The 16,854-nt window shown below is 49.4% G+C and carries 13 protein-coding genes; 6 read left to right on the forward strand and 7 right to left on the reverse strand.

The features are described 5' to 3' along the window. Nucleotides 1-109 precede the first annotated feature (109 nt). From AC4BAP_RS14320 to AC4BAP_RS14330, 3 genes are all read left to right on the forward strand, one after another. On the forward strand, nt 110-910 hold the full coding sequence (locus AC4BAP_RS14320; protein WP_490583352.1) for a hypothetical protein: 801 nt from the start codon (nt 110-112) through the stop codon (nt 908-910). A 131-nt stretch (nt 911-1,041) separates the two neighbouring features. Beyond that, complete coding sequence (locus AC4BAP_RS14325; RefSeq protein WP_490583353.1) at nt 1,042-1,263, forward strand: CDGSH iron-sulfur domain-containing protein; 222 nt, start codon at nt 1,042-1,044, stop codon at nt 1,261-1,263. 11 nt (nt 1,264-1,274) lie between these two features. Beyond that, nucleotides 1,275-1,718, forward strand: a complete 444-nt coding sequence (locus AC4BAP_RS14330) for a putative signal transducing protein (protein WP_490583354.1) — start codon at nt 1,275-1,277, stop codon at nt 1,716-1,718. A gap of 49 nt (nt 1,719-1,767) precedes the next feature. Here the strand turns inward: AC4BAP_RS14330 and AC4BAP_RS14335 are convergent, their stop codons facing one another. The 3 genes from AC4BAP_RS14335 to AC4BAP_RS14345 form a co-directional block, all read right to left on the reverse strand. Beyond that, nucleotides 1,768-3,120, reverse strand: coding sequence for a RagB/SusD family nutrient uptake outer membrane protein (locus AC4BAP_RS14335; protein WP_490583355.1), 1,353 nt, complete (start codon nt 3,118-3,120; stop codon nt 1,768-1,770). Between the two features lie 17 nt (nt 3,121-3,137). Further along, nucleotides 3,138-6,107 carry a SusC/RagA family TonB-linked outer membrane protein gene (locus AC4BAP_RS14340; RefSeq protein ID WP_490583356.1) on the reverse strand — a complete coding sequence of 990 codons (2,970 nt, stop codon included), beginning with the start codon at nt 6,105-6,107 and terminating at the stop codon, nt 3,138-3,140. A gap of 254 nt (nt 6,108-6,361) precedes the next feature. Beyond that, entirely contained in the window at nt 6,362-6,613 is a 252-nt protein-coding gene (locus AC4BAP_RS14345; protein WP_490583357.1) for an acyl-CoA-binding protein, read from the reverse strand. 145 nt (nt 6,614-6,758) lie between these two features. On the opposite strand from AC4BAP_RS14345, the gene AC4BAP_RS14350 reads away from it, so the two are divergent. Beyond that, nucleotides 6,759-8,951 (forward strand): S9 family peptidase, encoded by a 2,193-nt coding sequence (locus tag AC4BAP_RS14350; RefSeq protein ID WP_490583358.1) that lies wholly within the window; start codon nt 6,759-6,761, stop codon nt 8,949-8,951. A 113-nt stretch (nt 8,952-9,064) separates the two neighbouring features. On the opposite strand, the gene AC4BAP_RS14355 is transcribed toward AC4BAP_RS14350, so the two are convergent. Next, nucleotides 9,065-10,063: a quinone oxidoreductase family protein gene (locus AC4BAP_RS14355; protein WP_490583359.1), complete on the reverse strand. Its 999-nt coding sequence runs from the start codon at nt 10,061-10,063 to the stop codon at nt 9,065-9,067. A 58-nt stretch (nt 10,064-10,121) separates the two neighbouring features. On the opposite strand from AC4BAP_RS14355, the gene AC4BAP_RS14360 reads away from it, so the two are divergent. Then, a complete protein-coding gene (locus AC4BAP_RS14360) occupies nt 10,122-10,706 on the forward strand; it encodes a GNAT family N-acetyltransferase (RefSeq protein ID WP_490583360.1) in 585 nt (194 codons plus the stop codon). Nucleotides 10,707-10,770: 64 nt separating this feature from the next. Here AC4BAP_RS14360 and AC4BAP_RS14365 read toward each other — a convergent pair whose 3' ends face one another. Further along, entirely contained in the window at nt 10,771-12,003 is a 1,233-nt protein-coding gene (locus tag AC4BAP_RS14365) for a S8 family peptidase (protein WP_490583361.1), read from the reverse strand. 397 nt (nt 12,004-12,400) lie between these two features. Here AC4BAP_RS14365 and AC4BAP_RS14370 point away from each other — a divergent pair, with 397 nt between their 5' ends. Further along, the gene (locus AC4BAP_RS14370; RefSeq protein ID WP_490583362.1) at nt 12,401-13,165 is read left to right on the forward strand and encodes a peptidylprolyl isomerase; all 765 of its coding nucleotides are present in this window, start codon (nt 12,401-12,403) and stop codon (nt 13,163-13,165) included. A gap of 79 nt (nt 13,166-13,244) precedes the next feature. On the opposite strand, the gene AC4BAP_RS14375 is transcribed toward AC4BAP_RS14370, so the two are convergent. Both AC4BAP_RS14375 and AC4BAP_RS14380 read right to left on the reverse strand, forming a co-directional pair. Beyond that, nucleotides 13,245-14,513, reverse strand: a complete 1,269-nt coding sequence (locus AC4BAP_RS14375) for a S8 family peptidase (RefSeq protein WP_490583363.1) — start codon at nt 14,511-14,513, stop codon at nt 13,245-13,247. 251 nt (nt 14,514-14,764) lie between these two features. Further along, entirely contained in the window at nt 14,765-16,846 is a 2,082-nt protein-coding gene (locus AC4BAP_RS14380; protein WP_490583364.1) for a M13 family metallopeptidase, read from the reverse strand. Nucleotides 16,847-16,854: the final 8 nt, after the last annotated feature.

The following is a 16,854-nucleotide window of genomic DNA, read 5'->3' on the forward strand; positions in this document are numbered from 1 at the left end:
TATTTAACAAAAGTGCAATTATTCTTACACTTCTGCCGTTTTCAATGCAACCTACAGCAGCAGGTGCCGTAGTGTTCGATTTTTTTTCAACTTTTCAACTTTTAGCCAAATGAAATTGAAAAACAGATTTTTACCTGCCATGCTATTTTTGGGTGTGGTAGCGCTAAGTTCTTGTGAGAAGAGTGAGCAGGAGAATATGGAGCCAACATTCGAGCAAGGCACTATCTCACAAGTATTAGCAGATTCATCAAAAGTTACGGCCTATAATTTTGCCGGCCAGCTGGTAACTCAAATTAACCACTACGACCGCGAAAACGGCGAACTGGAAACGTTCGAAAAATTTGAGCGTGATGCGAAAGGCAAACTAACAAAAGTATCAACCCACGCTGGCGCCAACCATGCGTTGTTGTCTGAGGAAGTATACGAGTACTCGACAAAAGGGGAACTACAGAGAACCACATCCACTTATTACAGTGGCAGCAAAGTAGAGTATAGCACACAAGCTACTTACAGCTACAAACAAGACCAGACATTAGAGAAGAAAACAGTGTACGAGGGAATCGGCGACAAGGCCAAAGCCAAATCATACACAACTTACGAGGCGCTTCCAAACGGAAATTACACCCAGGAGAAGCAGTATATTGTAGATGACAAAGGTACCGCCAAGCTTTTCTCAACTACAACTTTCTCTTACGACTCTAACCACAACCCGTTCTTCGAGGTAGCAGAGCCAGGCACAGCCAGCAGCCCTAACAACCTGATCGCATCAAGCACCACGGTACATAGCACTGGCAAGACTTACAAGTATACGTATACTTACAAGTATGATGAAGCCGGTTTCCCGCTAAGCCAGACAGTGGTTAAACCAAACGGCAGCCGCGAAACATACACCTACGTGTACAACAAATAAGCCGTTAAAGCGCAACATTAGTTTAAACCGGCCCTGTAGCAATACGGGGCCGGTTTTTTTATACTTCAGCTATACCTGCGGCTCTGTCTAAAATTCTGTATATTTGTCTATACCAATAAACACAAAGTATAATGGCAAAGACAAAACTTACTGTTAATAGCAATGGCTCTCTGCGCGTTGAGGGCGAGTTCGAGATTGTAGACAAAAACGGAAATGTGTATGGCCTGGGCGGAAGGGAACTGGTTTCTATCTGCCGCTGTGGTTTATCCAAGAACAAGCCATTCTGCGACGGCGCACACAAAGGGCATTTTGAGCACGAGGCTGTTGCGTTTGACCTGCCACCTAAAAAATAACACTGCAACGTATGGCTGAGCGCCTGATTACTGTAGCTACCTTTAACGATGTAACAGAAGCCCACATATTTAAAGGGCGTTTAGAGGCAGAAGGTATACTTTGCTTTTTAGGCGACGAGAACATCGTTGGGGTGCATCCGTTTTACGCCACGGCTGTTGGCGGCGTAAAGCTTAAAGTGCCGGAAACCGACGTGATGGAGGCAAAAGCCATACTTAGCCGGATACAGGAAGGCAACACGCTTTTCGATTACGACTCGATAGAACTGGCACCGCCCATGCAGGAACATGTAGAGGCAGTTGTGTGCCCTGATTGCGGCTCTGATTATGTAGAGCAACAAAAATTCAACAAAACGATTTTCTCCATCAGTTACCTGTTTCTTGGCTTCCCGCTGCCATTCCTGAACCGCAGCAAGTATATTTGCCATGAATGTGGCCATATCTGGAAAACAAAATAAAAGAGGGGCACCTGGCCCCTCTTTTATTTTATACTTCAAACCGGGCCTGCTACGTGCCCTCGTTAAACGGAATCGGGAAACTCACCCACACATCATCTCCTGCCCTGTCAATCGGCAATTCGTTCAGCCTGTTGTAGCGGCGCATGTCAACCCAGCGGTGTCCTTCAAAAAAGAGCGAGTATCTGCGCTGGCGCAACATTTCAGTGATCAGGGCATCTTTTGTAACCGGCCCTGCATATGGCAGTAACTTATGCCCTGTCCGGATGATGTTCAGTGCATTTACAGCGTCTACCAGAGCACCGGTTTGTATCTTCGCCTCAGCGTAGATCAGGATCAGCTCCTCGTTCCGGATTATAGGCACCGGATCAGTATTGGAAGTATACAATGCCACATCATACTGGCTTGTTAAACCACTTTGGGTAGCCGGCTCATTCCGCAAGGCCACTTTAGACAAACGATCGTCGCCGGGAGTGGCATTGGCCACAAAGCTAGGATGTGCCAGGCGCACTTCGCCTGTGGCATTGCGGCCTATGAACAGTGGGTTAAGGATATCGCCGGAGGCATTGCTGAAAGTATAGTACACTCCCTTGTCGAAGTTTGTGTTCAGCTCCAGAAACGAGGCGTTCAAAGCCTGAAGCGCCTCACTGAAGTTTTCGCGATACACGGCCACACGTGCCGCAAGCGCACGGTTAAACAGCAGGAACTCAGCAGGCTCGAGGGAACTGTTCGGTGTACCTAGCGAAGCCACTAAATCCTCGTATCCATTAGATAGCGAGAACGGGAAAGTACTGCCAGCATTCTGCAGGTGCGTACGCGCCTCATCCAACAAGGCGGCTATAGCCGTTAAAGCAGCCGGCCGGGCAACAATTGGCCCCAGGTTATCCGGGTTGTCCACATCAATCCTGATCCCGTTATTGTACATCAGGGTTAGGTTCATGAGCAACTGGTGCGCCTTAATGGTTTTGGCAAAACCCAGGTACCCCTGCCGCTGCTGCTCCGATATCTGGTTGGTGTTTTTGGCAGAGGCGATCAGGATATTGGCGTTTTTAACGGCCCTGTACCTGGCATTCCAAGGACGGGTAGTATAGAAGGTATTATTATCCAGCACGGCGTTGCCGGCTCCGAGCAGGTCAGAGGTAAAGCGCGGATCCGCACCGGAGAAACGATAGTGCTCACGGCCCACTACGCCCACGTCATCATAATAAGTCCCTAGATCAATTCGCATGGCAGCCTCAGTGCCAGTAACCAGGTTGTTTAGCGATGGAATACCGGCATTCTCCAGCACCGATTCTATGGTTGGGTTATTGGGATCCGGAATGTCGTCGAGGTCACAGGCAGGCAAAACAACTGCCGCAAGTATGGCACACAGACCAATCTTATACTTTATCGAATATTTTTTCATTGCTGAGTCAGGTTAAGTTAGAAGCCAATCGAAAAGTGGAAAAACATCCTTCTGGATTGTGGGAACGGGGTAACATCCACGCCAGTAGAGAGGCCATTGGCACCAAAGTTCGATACCTCAGGGTCGTAGCCACGATAATCGGTTATCACGAACAAGTTGTTTGCCGAAACACCTACCCGCAGGGTACGGACAAGAGAACCGAACAGATTGCGCAGTGTTGGCTCAGGCAGGTTATAGTATAAGCCTATTTCGCGCAGACGCAGGTAGCTTGCCTCCTGCACGAACGGGGCAGCCGACACCCCTAAAGCGTTTATGCGTTCCTGTGCGTTTGTTACACCATTGCCATTATCGTCATCGTCAAAATCAGGGGATGTACCGCCCAGGTCGGTCAGCAATTCTGTCAGGTTAATGTTGTCGCCACCTTCTTTCCAGTGCAGCAGAAACGAGAACGTCAGGTTTTGCTTGATGGTGATGAAGTTGTGAAAGTTCATCTGGAAATCAGGCTGCGCGTCACCCAGCTTAACAATCCCCTGATCGCCATTTATACCTTTGATTTGTGTGGCCGATTCGCCCTTTTCAATAAAGAATGTACCGAGTGTGGTACCGAAAGCTCCCAGCGGGAAAGCCGGCACATTTAACTCCGTAATCTCTGATCGGTTAAGCCAGAAGCTGGTTCTGGAGTTCCATTTAACAGATGGCGTCTCGAAAGGCATTGCGTTCAGGGCAAGCTCTATACCTCTGTTCTGCAACTCGCCACCGTTCACTACCCTGGTTGTAAACCCGGATGAGCCCGGCACGTTCTGGATCAGGATCAGGTCGGTAACGGTTTTGTTGTACACTGTACCCTCAAATATGATCTTGTTGTCCCAAAGCGCTACATCCAGGCCAGCTTCCAGTTCTTTCTGGCGTTCCTGCTGTATGTTGTCGTTGCCACGCTGTGTAGCCGGTATCAGACCAGGCAAGCCACCTACGTTAAATGGTGCAAACGAAGTATACTTAGCACCAAACGGAGGGAAGCCGCCGGACTGCCCGTAAGCGACACGCAGTTTCAGAAGGTTAATGGTCTCGTTTTGCCAGAAATCAAAATTTGCAACGTTCACAGCCAAAGAGGCTTTCGGGAATGCCTGAAACTCGTTCACATCTGCGTTGTTGGAGGACTTGTCCAGGCGCAGGCCCAATGTGGCAATGATGCGATCACGGAAGTTAACCTCTTCCTGGAAGAAAAGGCCTTTGTTACGAACGATCAGCCTGTTCTGAGACACGTTAACAGCACCCGCCTGGTCAAGGTTGGTCTGGTCCCCGATCAGCCTGGTGGCCACATTCAATACCTGGTTCTGGTTAAAGTTCTCACGTGTGGCGCCCAGCGTTGAGGTCAGCGTCAGGTTATTATCAGCCAGCGAAAGATTGTTTACGATAAAGGCGGCATAGTTCGTGTTCAGGTTATAGGCACTACCCTGGATAGAGGCCCCCTGCGTGGCAGTAGGCCCTTTTATCTGGAACTGAAGTATGCTTGGGAAAATAGCCGTCGTTCTGAGGTTGTAGAAGTCCAGGCCACCACGAAGCACCAGTTTGGTATTACTGGTTTCGCCTTTCTGCAAGCTTGTGTTCAGGGTTAAGCCACCTATAAACCTGTCTGTGGCCTCGTTATTGGTTATCAGGTCGCGGGTCTGCAAAAAGTTAGAACCCGCAAAAGGGTTTTCAGGGTAAATACCCTCCGCGTTTGGCCGCAGGTCAACAAAACTAGGCGTAGAAGAAAGCGCCACGCCAAACGACACACCTGCGTTATCATTGTTGGTAAGGCCACGATCGCTTTCAGAATTGATATAGTTCGATGTCAGGCTAAAGTCAAAGCGGTCAGAAAGTATGTGGTCCAGGTTAAACCTGATCGACTTTTTCTCATAGCCGGTACGCTCAACTATACCCTCCTCATCCTGTACCAGGCCACCCACAAAGAAGCGCGTTTTCTCATTACCACCGCTTACGTTTAACCTGGAGTTGTATAGCCAGCCGGTGTTGCCGTAAAGCTCATCCTCGTAATCTATAAAGCGGCCCAGGCGCTGCGCCTCCTGGAACAACGGCACTGCATTGGCCCCGAACGACTTTCTTACCCGCTCTTCGGTATAAGTGCGCATGCCCAACGTGTTGGACACCCGGGTAATGCCAATATCCTGCGAAAAATCAACCAGGGTTTTACCTACCGCACCCCGCTTAGTGGTAATTATAACCACACCCGCCGAAGCCAGCGAGCCATAAATGGCCGCAGCAGAGGCTCCTTTCAAAACCTCTATACTTTCAATATCGTCTGGGTTGATGTCGGCGATGCGGTTAGAGGCGTTATCCTGGTTAGATGAACTGCCACCGCCGGCGGCATTGGTAACAGCGTTCAAACCTGCCGAGATGGACGAGTTGTCTATGATGACCCCATCTATAACAAAGAGTGGCTGCGCGTTTCCGAAAATAGAGGTGATGCCCCGCAACTTTAAGGCAATGCCACCGCCCGGTGCGCCGGAGTTAGACACAATGTTTGCCCCTACCAGCTTACCGCTAATGGCACCATCAACGGTTTGCGGGGTTGTAATGCCCGTGATCTCGCGTGTATTAAGAGCGGCCACCGCATTGGCAGCATTGGTTCGCTTTACGGTAGTGGCAAGGCCCGTTACCACCACCTCGCTCAAGCTGGTCAGGCGTTCCTTCATTTCCACGTTCAGCACATTTACAGCCGGCGTGATATCGAAAGTTTGCGGTACGAAACCCAGGTAGGAGAATGTTAGCTTACCCGTTGAGGAAGGCAACTGTATACTGTACTGGCCCTGGGCATCCGTAGAAGTTCCTACAGTGGTACCCACTACCACCACGCTCACTCCCGGCAGTGGTGCACCCTTTCCGGCATCCGTAACAACGCCCCGCACAGTTGTTTGCGCATAAAGCACCAAAGGAACCAGCAGAAGCAGCAGGAGCAGCAGTCTGATCAGATAGAATTTTTTCATACGTACTTATTTAAGGTGAGAGACTGTAAAAAAGCACTTCGGCTTTAACAGTGCATTTATACGGCCTGTCCTTAAAAATGTAAATTTTTAATGCCTTTTTTCACATAAAATATAGCCTGAGATGGTTTAAACGTATCTCAACCAAAGCTCAGGTATACTTTACAATATATAAGTGGCAGGGCATCCTTGCTGTAAAGGCATAAAAAAAGCCCCTCCTTTTTGGGAGAGGCCTATGGGCAGCTAAGTATGGCTACTTACTTAAGTCTGTTTACAAGCTGAACATACTCTGAGCGGGCTTCTTCACTGCTTTTACCTTCCTGCTTTTTCCAGGCATCCCACTTGGCGATGTTCTTGAAATCAAAACCGCCTGGGCGTTCGGTATTCACATCGCCATCAGTCGCTTGCTTAAAAAGTGCGTATAACTGCAGCAACACATCGTTTGATGGGCGTTCAGTTAAAGTTTTAGATCTTTCTACTGCACTCTCGAATTCTTCTTGTGTAGCCATAAACTTGATTTTGTTAAGGTGAGACTACAAGTTAAATAAAATTTATACTGCATGCATAACTTTTTACAATAATTTGCCTTTTAAAGGCATGCATGCACAGAATAGAATAAAATCTATACTTTTAACATATCAACACAAAAGCTATATGAAAAAACAGTTTAAACTAGTGCTTACACCGGTTGTGTTTGCCGCTATGCCCGTGTGGCTGCTAAGCAGCTGCTCCAGCAGTGGCAGTGGCAGCACCACAACAACAGCCACTACTACCGCAGAGCAGGTTACTACAGCTCCTGCAACACCCGCACCCCAGCCACCTGTGGCCAAAAAAGTGCCTAAAGAGCTTACACAGCACGGCGATACGCGCATAGACAATTATTACTGGCTAAACGAACGCGAAAACCCGGAGGTGATCGCCTACCTGGAGGCCGAAAACGCCTATACCAAAAAGATGTTGGAACGTACCGACGACCTGCAGAAGCAGCTTTACCAGGAGATCGTGGGCCGCATCCAGCAAAAAGACGAGTCAGTACCGTTTAAAGACAATGGCTATTGGTATTATACCCGCTACGAGGAAGGCAGAGAGTACCCGATCTATGCACGCAAAAAAGGAACGCTTTCGGCACCAGAGGAGGTAATGGTAAACGCCAACGACCGCGCCGAGGGCCAGAGCTACTACGCCGCCGCCGGCATGAACGTGAGCCCTAACAACAAGCTGCTGGCCTTCGGTGAAGACACCGTGAGCCGACGCAAGTATACCATCCGCTTTAAAGACCTGAGCACCGGCCAGTTTTTACCGGACCGTATTCCGAACACCACCGGCAGCGCTGTTTGGGCCAATGATAACAAAACCGTTTTCTATACTGTAAAAGATCCATCGCTGAGATCGTACAAGATCTTTAAACATACCTTGGGCACGCCAGCCTCCCAGGACAAAGAAGTATACCACGAGGCCGACGAGACATTCAGCACCTTCGTTTTCAAAACCAAGTCTGACAAGTATATCATGGTTGGCTCCAGCAGCACGCTCTCTAACGAGTACCGCTACCTGGATGCCGGAAACCCGAATGGCACGTTCAAAGTTATTCAGCCCCGTGAGCGCGGACTGGAGTATAGCGTAGACCACTTCGGCGACAAGTTCTACATCGTCACTAACAAGGATGGAGCTACCAACTTTAAGCTGATGCAGACGCCGGTTAGTAAAACAGGCAAAGCCAACTGGAAAGACGTGATCCCGCACCGCGAAGATGTTTTACTGGAAGACATCGAGATTTTCAAGGACTACCTGGCTCTGCAGGAACGTAAAAACGGCCTGTCGCAGATCAGGATAAAGAAGTGGAACGACCCTAAGGTTGACTACTATGTTGATTTTGGTGAGGAGGCTTACACCGCCAGCATTGGCGTGAACCGGGAGTTCGACACCAATACCCTGCGCTATGAGTACAGCTCGCTTACCACGCCAAACTCTACCTACGACTATAACATGCAGACCAAACAAAAGGAACTGAAGAAGCGACAGGAGGTAGTAGGCGATTTTAACCCGGAGAACTATGAAGCGAAGCGTGTTTATGCTACTGCCAAGGACGGCACAAAGATCCCGATCTCACTTGTTTACAAAAAAGGCACTAAGCTGAATGGCAACAACCCAACCCTGATCTATGGCTACGGCTCGTATGGCAATAGCATCAACCCTGGCTTCAGCTCGGTGCGCCTGAGCCTGCTGGACCGTGGCTTTGTGTATGCCATAGCCCACATTCGTGGAGGACAGGAAATGGGCAGAAAATGGTACGAAGAAGGCAAGATGATGCAAAAGAAGAATACCTTCACCGACTTTATAGATGCCTCTGAATACCTGATCGAGCAGAAATACACTAACCCGGACAAGCTGTTTGCCATGGGTGGCAGCGCCGGCGGCCTGTTAATGGGTGCGGTTATTAACATGCGCCCTGATCTGTATAAAGGCGTGGTTGCCGCTGTGCCTTTCGTGGATGTGGTAACCACCATGCTGGACACAAGCATACCTTTAACTACCGGAGAGTTTGATGAATGGGGCAACCCGGCCGAGAAAGCGTCTTACGATTACATGCTGTCTTACTCGCCTTACGACAACGTAAAAGCACAGGAGTACCCGAACCTGCTTGTAACCACCGGCCTCCACGACTCGCAGGTGCAGTACTGGGAGCCAGCCAAGTGGGTAGCCAAGCTACGCGACACCAAAACCGGAGACAACCTGGTGCTACTGCACACCAACATGGAGGCAGGCCACGGCGGTGCTTCCGGAAGGTTTGAGCGCTACAAAGAAACTGCGCTGCAATACGCTTTCTTCCTAAGCTTACTAGATTAAGAAACCCGTTATAACGACTTAGTGGATTTTAAAAAAGAAGGCCGCTGCTATACTTTAGCAGCGGCCTTTTTATACTTTAAGGATTAATAGTGATAATCAAATCGCCTCAATTACTAATCTACTTTTACCACGATTTTGCCAAACTGCTTTCCGGCTTCCATGTAACGCATGGCGGCTGCAGTTTCCTCCAACGGGTATACAATATCCACTACCGGGCGGATGCCTTTTTCATCTACGAGGCGAACCATTTCGGCAAAATCCTGGGCTGTGCCCATGGTGCTGCCGTGTATGGAGAGTTGCTTCCAGAAAATCTCTGCCGGGTTTAACTGCCCGATCATGCCCGTGGTACCACCATAGATTCCGATGCGGCCGCCTGGCTTGGCCAGCTTTACCAACTGCACAAACCCCTCTCCTGCTGCTCCATCAATGATCACATCAAAGCCGCCTGCTTTAGCCTTCAGTTCTTTGCCCCAGTTCTCGGATCTGTAGTTGATGCCTCCGGCTGCACCTAAGTCCACGGCCAGACCTATCTTTTCGTCAGAGCCTGAGGTTACCCATACTTCGGCACCGCTGGCAACCGCAAACTGTATAGCAAACAAGGCCACACCGCCGCCAGCACCTGTCACCAACACCCTGTCGCCTTCCTGCAAACCACATTTCGTGAACATGGCACGGTAAGCGGTAACACCTGCCAAAGGCAAAGCGGCTGCCTCTTCAAAGCTAAGGTGCTCTGGTTTCTGGTGCAGGTTTTCGGCGCGCACTTTTACATACTCTGCAAAAGCACCATCTTCCGGCATTCCCATCACTTTATAGTCATTGCCATGCGCCCTCGGGTTATCTCCCCAGTCCGTAGATGGATCCACGATCACTTCCCTGCCAAGCCAGATGTCCTCTACACCCTTCCCGATCTCGGTTACAATACCGGCACAATCGGAACCAAGTATGGTTGGGTATTCTTTGGTAAAGTAACGTCCGTACTGTATCCATACATCGCGGTGGTTTAAAGCAGCTGCCTTTACCTGCACAATGGCCTCTCCGGGCCCGGCAGTTGGTTTCTCTTTCTCTATCAGTGTAAAGGGTTTGCCAATGGCCTCCAGGTATATTGCTTTCATTTTAGTCTTGTTCTAGTTGTTTCAGGCTATACTTACAAAGGTAACATTTATGTTAAAAGTGAAAAGTACCGCTACCATTGGCAGTTACGTTTTCACCGTTTATCTTGCGGCCAAACCCATAAAAGTATACATGCAGCCAGACCTAAGTATAAAAGAGGCAAGCCCCGAAGACATACCGCTTATCGTTGCACTGGCAGAGGCCACCTGGGAACCTACCTACTGCGACATACTCTCACAGGAACAGATCAGCTACATGTTTGAAGTGATCTATACCCCAGAGGCGCTTGAGCGGCAAATGCAGGAAGGGCAGGTTTTCCTTATACTTTCTGAGAATGACAGACCCATTGGCTATGCCTCGTACTCTGTGAAGGATGCCGCCGCTAAAGTATACAAGCTGAACAAGATTTACCTGCTACCGGAGTGCCAGGGCAAAGGCTATGGACACAGCTTATTAGCGGCGGTAGAGAATAAGGTACGCGAAGCCGGCGCCACCACCCTGGACCTGAACGTAAACCGCTACAACAAAGCCAAAAGCTTTTACGAACGCTGCGGCTATATTGTGCACCAGCAGGAAGACATAGCCATAGGCCCCTACTGGATGAACGACTATGTGATGCGAAAAGACCTGACGACTAAAGTATAAAGTATAAAAAAAGAGGCAGCCATTGGCTGCCCCCTCAATTAACCTAAACTTTAAACTGAATTCGCTACCTGTGTGCGATCGGGTCTGGCGTGCTGTCCTTGTCTCCGGTAACAACACCATCTATATTGATATTGCCAAGCAACATGATGCCGGCTGCGTGTGGCGATGCCATGGAAGTTCCGCTGATCGTGTTGTAACCACCGTCTTTCCAGGTAGATGAAATGCTTACGCCTGGTGCAGCGTAATCTACCGGCGGGTTGCCCCAGTTAGACCAGCTTGCCATTCTGTCGTTTACATCGCTGGCTGAGATCGTAACCACATTGCCATGGTTTACACGGGCCGGCGACGAGTTATTGGCATCCAAGCCATCGTTACCTGCTGCAAGCGCAAACTTGATACCTTTATTGGCAGCAGCTATGATCGCGTTATCCAATGCCTGCGAAACCGGGCCTCCCAAACTCATGTTGGCCACATCGCCGGAGCTTGCGTTTGCCGCCACATAGTCAACGCCGGCAATTACGCCAGAGTATGAACCGCTACCGCGAGAGTCCAGCACTTTTACGCCTACTATCGTGGCGCCTGGTGCCACCCCGATCACGCCAATAGAATTGTCAAGAGCTGCAATAGTACCAGCCACGTGCGTTCCGTGTCCGTTGCCGTCATCAGCCGACTTAGAGTCTCTGCCGGAAGTAAACATAGTTACGCTGCGGGCAACATCTACATTCAGGTCCGGGTGATCCAGGTCAACGCCAGAATCGATTACCCATGCAGTTTTACCGGCACCGCTGGAGGCTCCCCCGATTCGGGTAATTCCCCATGGTGTTTCCTGTGCGGTGCTGCCACCGCCGCCGCCTGGCTTACCACCCGGAGGCGCAAGGGCAACTACTCTGTCCTGCTCAATAAAGTCTACACGCGGGTCCTGGCGCAATTTGGCCAGCTCACTGTCAGAAAGGCTGGCTGCAATACCGAAGATCGCTTTGCCATAGGCCTGCTCAATGGTTACATTCTGTACACCGTTGGCCTCTAAAATGCTGCGCCCCATGTTGCGCACGGCATCTATGCGCTGCTCATACGTAGCGTTAGCATCTAGCCTAAGTGTTTCATCTTGCTTAAATACAACTATATATTTACCTGCGATCACGGCCCCGTTCTCGTTCACTTTGTCAACTTCCTGTTGCGGGCTCATGGCTTCTGTTGTGTCCTGTTCGCAGGAGGTGAAGGTGCAGGCTGCGGTAGTTAAAGCGGCTCCGAACAGCACTGAGCGTACTATTCCACGAAAATGTAAGGTGTTTCTCATACTTGTTTAAGGTGAAAATGATTAAAAAAAGAACAAAAATATTAGTGACGTCAATTCTAATATATTGATTATAATTAATATATACAATCCCTTTTACTCCTAAAGCTTCGCTAAACAGTGCAAAACCAAGTGTTATAACATCAATTTTGCGTCAATCTGGCCTCTAAATGCATGCTTGGCACCGATTAACATTTTTTGAAAAAAATATTTAGAAGTATATCTTTTGTTACGCGCACTAAGGCTATACGCAACTGACAAGGGCTTTAGATACACGATATTTAAATATATTAATAAAACACAATTTCAACCCCAAGCCGGATTAATCAGCTTAAGAGCTTCTTTGGTAATTATGCGGGAGAATATGTAGATTAGAGGACCACGAAACGCATCTATGAACATGATGAAAAGCTTATATCCGAAACGATTGGTAAAAAGGGCGCTGCTATTGGCTACCTGTGTTTTTATGGCGGCTGCCTGCAACCAGGCCCAAGAGCAGCAGGAAAACGAAACCGAGGAAAAGAAAGTCTCTCCGCTGGCACACCTTACCCATGATAACATTGAGGCCGACCTTAAGGCATACGCCGCAGAGAACCCGGATAGTATTGTGGTGATCGGCACACGCCACGGCGAGATTAAGGTACGCTTGTTTAAGGATGTGCCACTGCACCGGGCCAATTTTGTCAGGCTTGCAAAAACTGGCTTTTACGATCAGGGTGAGTTTTACCGGGTGGTAAAAGGTTTTGCCGTACAGGGCGGCGACTCCGATAACCGTACCATGAAGATAGGCAAGTATAGAATACCGCAGGAGTATAACCCAAAGTATATCCACAAAAGAGGCGCACTGGCAATGGCACGCTACGGAGACGAGAGAAACCCGGACAAGGAGTCATCGTCGCATAATTTCTACATTGTGTTGGGCGAGCCTGTTTCTGCGGCCGAACTGGCAGCTTATGAGCAGCAGCGAAACATGAAGTATACCCCTGAGCAAAAAGAGATATACAGAACCATAGGCGGAGAACCGAGCCTGGATGTGGAGTATACCGTTTTCGGGGAAGTGATAGAAGGAATGGATGTAGTGGAGAAAATTGCTGAAGAGCCTGTTAACGCACAAAGCTGGCCAATTACCGTTGTAAAGCACACCGTGAAGGTAACCAATGAGTAATCAAAAGTATAAGTATAAAATAAAGCGGGACGGCCTCTACAAGCCGTCCCGCTTTATTTTATACTTATACTTTCATAAATTAATGAGATGCAATTGGGTCTGCGTTACCGTCAGGGTCGTTTTTTGCATTGCCTGAGGTCTTTATGTCTCCAAGCAAAAGTATACCTGCCACATGCGGTGCCGCCATAGAGGTACCACTTATCGTATTATACCCTCCGTTTTTCCAGGTAGAGTTTATACTTACACCGGGCGCTGCATAATCTACAGGAGGGTTGCCATAATTAGACCAGCTGGCAAATGTATCGCTACTGTTCACTGCGGATATAGTATAAATGTTGTTACCGTTTGCCCTTGCCGGGGAGGAATTGTTGGCATTTGCCCCATCGTTGCCGGCAGCGAGGGAGAATTTTATACCTTTAGATGCCGCTGCTTTAACAGCATCATCCAATGACTGGTAAACAGGACCACCCAGGCTCATGTTAGCCACGTCTCCGGACTTACCATTTGCAGCCACATGGTTTACACCGGCTATTACGCCAGAGTAAGAGCCACTGCCACGACCATCCAGCACTTTAACAGGTATTACCGTTGCCCCAGCGGCAACACCAATTACACCAAATGAGTTATCTTTAGCAGCAATCGTACCTGCCACATGGGAGCCATGGCCGTTGTTATCCTCCAGGTTTGCATCCCGGCCAGAAGTAAAAGCAGTAAAGCCTTTGCTGGTATCAACATTCAGATCTGGGTGGTCCAGATCAATGCCTGTGTCTATAACCCACGCTACATTGCTGCCAGTGTAGTTGACACCTCCATTCACCCGAGTTATGCCCCATGGTTTTACTTCGGTATCTTGCCCTGAGTCACCCCCATCTCCTTTGTCTTTGTTGGGTCCTCTGTCAGGAGGCGGCGCTAGTTTAATAACTCTATCCCGCTCAATGTAGGCTACTCTTGGGTCCTGGCGCAGCCGATGCAGTTCTGCATTGGAGAGCCCAACTGCCATGCCTTTAATAGCAGTTTCATAAACGTGGCCTAAATTATTTGCCGAGATTCCTTTACCTCTGAGCAGCGCCTGGCTGGCGGCTCTCATCTTCGCCTGCCGCCTCTCATAGGAATCAGATCTGTTAATGCCAAAGTCAGCATCATCCTTAAAAACCACAATATACCTGCCCGGAATTACGGCCCCACTCTCAGGCCCACCCTGCAACTCTTCAGTACTGCTGCTGCTAAGTGGCGCCATCTCTTCCAGGTTATCTCTCTCGCAGGAGGTTACAGCAAATAATATTGCCATCGTACAAAAGCTGGCCAGGGCCATCTTCAGTCTTTTGCCGAGATAGTTTCTCTGTTTCATATCCATTTCATGTTTGGTAAAAGTTCTTGCTTTACCCCTAAGAGTTATCCTAAAGGGTTCTTTTCATAGTTTGACGCGTTTAGGCGGAAGGGCTTTGGGGGATTACCAAATAACCCCTGTAACATATTAATACTGTGATACTTGCATAATGTTATACATCTGCAGCAACTTCACTGATATGTACAATTAGGGAAAGGCAATAAAAAAGGCTGCAATCCTTAATTGCAGCCCTTCTTAAAGTATAACTACTGTTACCAGATGTTTATTCTGTTTGCCTCGGCCCGGAACATAGGGTCTCCCTGGTTACAGTTGAAGGCTTTGTAAAACTCCGGCATGTTGGATACAGGCCCGTTGGTACGGAAACGTCCCGGCGAATGTGGGTCGGTCAATATCTGGCGGTTCAGGTACTCGTCGCGGGCATTGATGCGCCAGATCTGTGCCCAGGCCAGGAAGAAACGCTGCTCCGGGGTAAAGCCGGCAATTTTACCCGGGTTATTCTTCTGAAGCGCTTTCTGGAGGGCAGTGTAAGCTATATTAAGCCCACCGATATCGGCAATGTTCTCGCCAAGGGTAAGTCTGCCATTCACGTGTAGGTTATCCAGCACGGTATACTTGTCATACTGCCCTGCCACAAGATTAGCACGCTCATTAAACTTGGCTAAATCCTCCTTGGTCCACCAGTCTTTCAGGTTGCCCTCGAAATCATACTTGGCCCCCTGGTCGTCGAAACCGTGGGTGAGCTCATGCCCGATCACAGCACCCATGCCGCCGTAGTTAACCGCATCGTCGGCATTCGGGTCGAAGAAGGGTGGCTGCAGAATACCGGCAGGGAACACGATCTCATTCATACTTGGGTTGTAATAGGCATTAACCGTTGGCGGCGACATAAACCACTCGGTGCGGTCTATCGGTTTGCCTATTTTGCCCACGTTATCTTTAAACGCAAACTGGCTGGCACGCATCACGTTGGCTGCGTAAGAGTCACGGCTCACATCAAGTCCTTTGTAATCTTTCCATTTGTCGGGGTAACCGATCTTAACCGCAAAGGCTCCCAGTTTCTCCAGGGCACGCTGCTTGGTGGCATCACTCATCCAGTCCAGGTCGCGCACATGTTCCTTAAATGCCTCCTGCAGGTTGTTTACCATCTCAATGGCTTTCTTCTTGGCTTCCGGCGAAAAGGTCTTTTGCACGTAAAGTTGCCCCAGCGCCTCTCCCATGGCTGCATCGGTTGCCCTTAACACACGTTTCCAGCGGGGTTGCATTTCTTTGGCGCCACCCAGGGCCTTGCCATAAAAGTTAAAGTTCTCCTGCACAAAAGGCTGGCTAAGGTATGGTGCCATGGTTCTGGCCAGGTGCCATTGGGTATAGGTCTTCCAGTCTTCCAGGGGCATGCTTTTCAGCATTGTGTTTAGTTCCTTAAAGAAATCCGGTTGCCCTACAATAACCTCTTTGGCGGCCTGTGCTCCCATACCAGTCAGCAGGTCGGTTACCCGTAGGTCCGGGTTTTTGCTGGCAAACTGCTGTATGGTCATCTTGTTGTAGTTGGCGTAAGGGTCGCGGAGGTCTACTCGGGCACGGGAGGCTTTTGCAAGTCTGTTCTCGATGTCCATCACGGTATTGGCTTTTTTCTGAGCTATTGCCGCATCGTAGCCAAGCAGCTTAAACATATTCTGCAGGTGCGTCATGTAAGCTGTGCGTATACCCTTAGACCGTTCATCAGTCTTCAGGTAGTAATCCCGGTCAGGTAAACCCAAACCACCCTGTGCCGCCTGCAGCGCATACTGCGTGCTTACCTTGTCATCCTGGGCAACATACATTGTAAAGTAGCCACTGATGCCTTTGGTCTTCAGGTTGGCAACCGTATTGATGAGTTCTTCTTTGCTTTTAACAGCCTCAATCTTGTCGAGCTCTGGTTTGATAGGAGAAATCCCCGCCCTGTTGATGGCCACGGAATCCATACCTGCTGCATAGAAATCGCCGATCATCTGGGCAGCAGAGCCTTTCGGGGCCGTTGTGTTGGAAGAAGCCTCTTTCAGGATATCCCGCAAAACAGCGTAGTTCTTTTCGGCCAGTTCGTTAAATGAGCCCCAGGCACTTTCGGCAGGCGGGATGGGGTTATTCTTTACCCACCCTCCGTTTGCATACTGGTAAAAGTCTACGCAGGGGCTAACGGTTGTGTCAAGGTTTGCCAGGTCAAGGCCCCTGCCCATACTTGCCTCCACTGTCTGGCTTTGCTTGGTGGTTTCCTCTGTGGTGCTGGAAGAGCTGCAGCCTGCCAACAGCAGTCCCGCTAGTATGGCAGGAAAAGAAAACAGTTGTATGTGTTTCGTCATGATGCTTT

The organism is Pontibacter sp. GD7, from assembly GCF_058216375.1.

Bases quoted from the DNA above. Each gene is read 5' to 3' on its own strand.
- AC4BAP_RS14320 (WP_490583352.1), top strand. From the start codon at position 110: ATGAAATTGAAAAACAGATTTTTACCTGCCATGCTATTTTTGGGTGTG.
- AC4BAP_RS14325 (WP_490583353.1), top strand. From the start codon at position 1,042: ATGGCAAAGACAAAACTTACTGTTAATAGCAATGGCTCTCTGCGCGTT.
- AC4BAP_RS14330 (WP_490583354.1), top strand. From the start codon at position 1,275: ATGGCTGAGCGCCTGATTACTGTAGCTACCTTTAACGATGTAACAGAA.
- AC4BAP_RS14335 (WP_490583355.1), bottom strand. From the start codon at position 3,120: ATGAAAAAATATTCGATAAAGTATAAGATTGGTCTGTGTGCCATACTT.
- AC4BAP_RS14340 (WP_490583356.1), bottom strand. From the start codon at position 6,107: ATGAAAAAATTCTATCTGATCAGACTGCTGCTCCTGCTGCTTCTGCTG.
- AC4BAP_RS14345 (WP_490583357.1), bottom strand. From the start codon at position 6,613: ATGGCTACACAAGAAGAATTCGAGAGTGCAGTAGAAAGATCTAAAACT.
- AC4BAP_RS14350 (WP_490583358.1), top strand. From the start codon at position 6,759: ATGAAAAAACAGTTTAAACTAGTGCTTACACCGGTTGTGTTTGCCGCT.
- AC4BAP_RS14355 (WP_490583359.1), bottom strand. From the start codon at position 10,063: ATGAAAGCAATATACCTGGAGGCCATTGGCAAACCCTTTACACTGATA.
- AC4BAP_RS14365 (WP_490583361.1), bottom strand. From the start codon at position 12,003: ATGAGAAACACCTTACATTTTCGTGGAATAGTACGCTCAGTGCTGTTC.
- AC4BAP_RS14370 (WP_490583362.1), top strand. From the start codon at position 12,401: ATGATGAAAAGCTTATATCCGAAACGATTGGTAAAAAGGGCGCTGCTA.
- AC4BAP_RS14375 (WP_490583363.1), bottom strand. From the start codon at position 14,513: ATGAAACAGAGAAACTATCTCGGCAAAAGACTGAAGATGGCCCTGGCC.
- AC4BAP_RS14380 (WP_490583364.1), bottom strand. From the start codon at position 16,846: ATGACGAAACACATACAACTGTTTTCTTTTCCTGCCATACTAGCGGGA.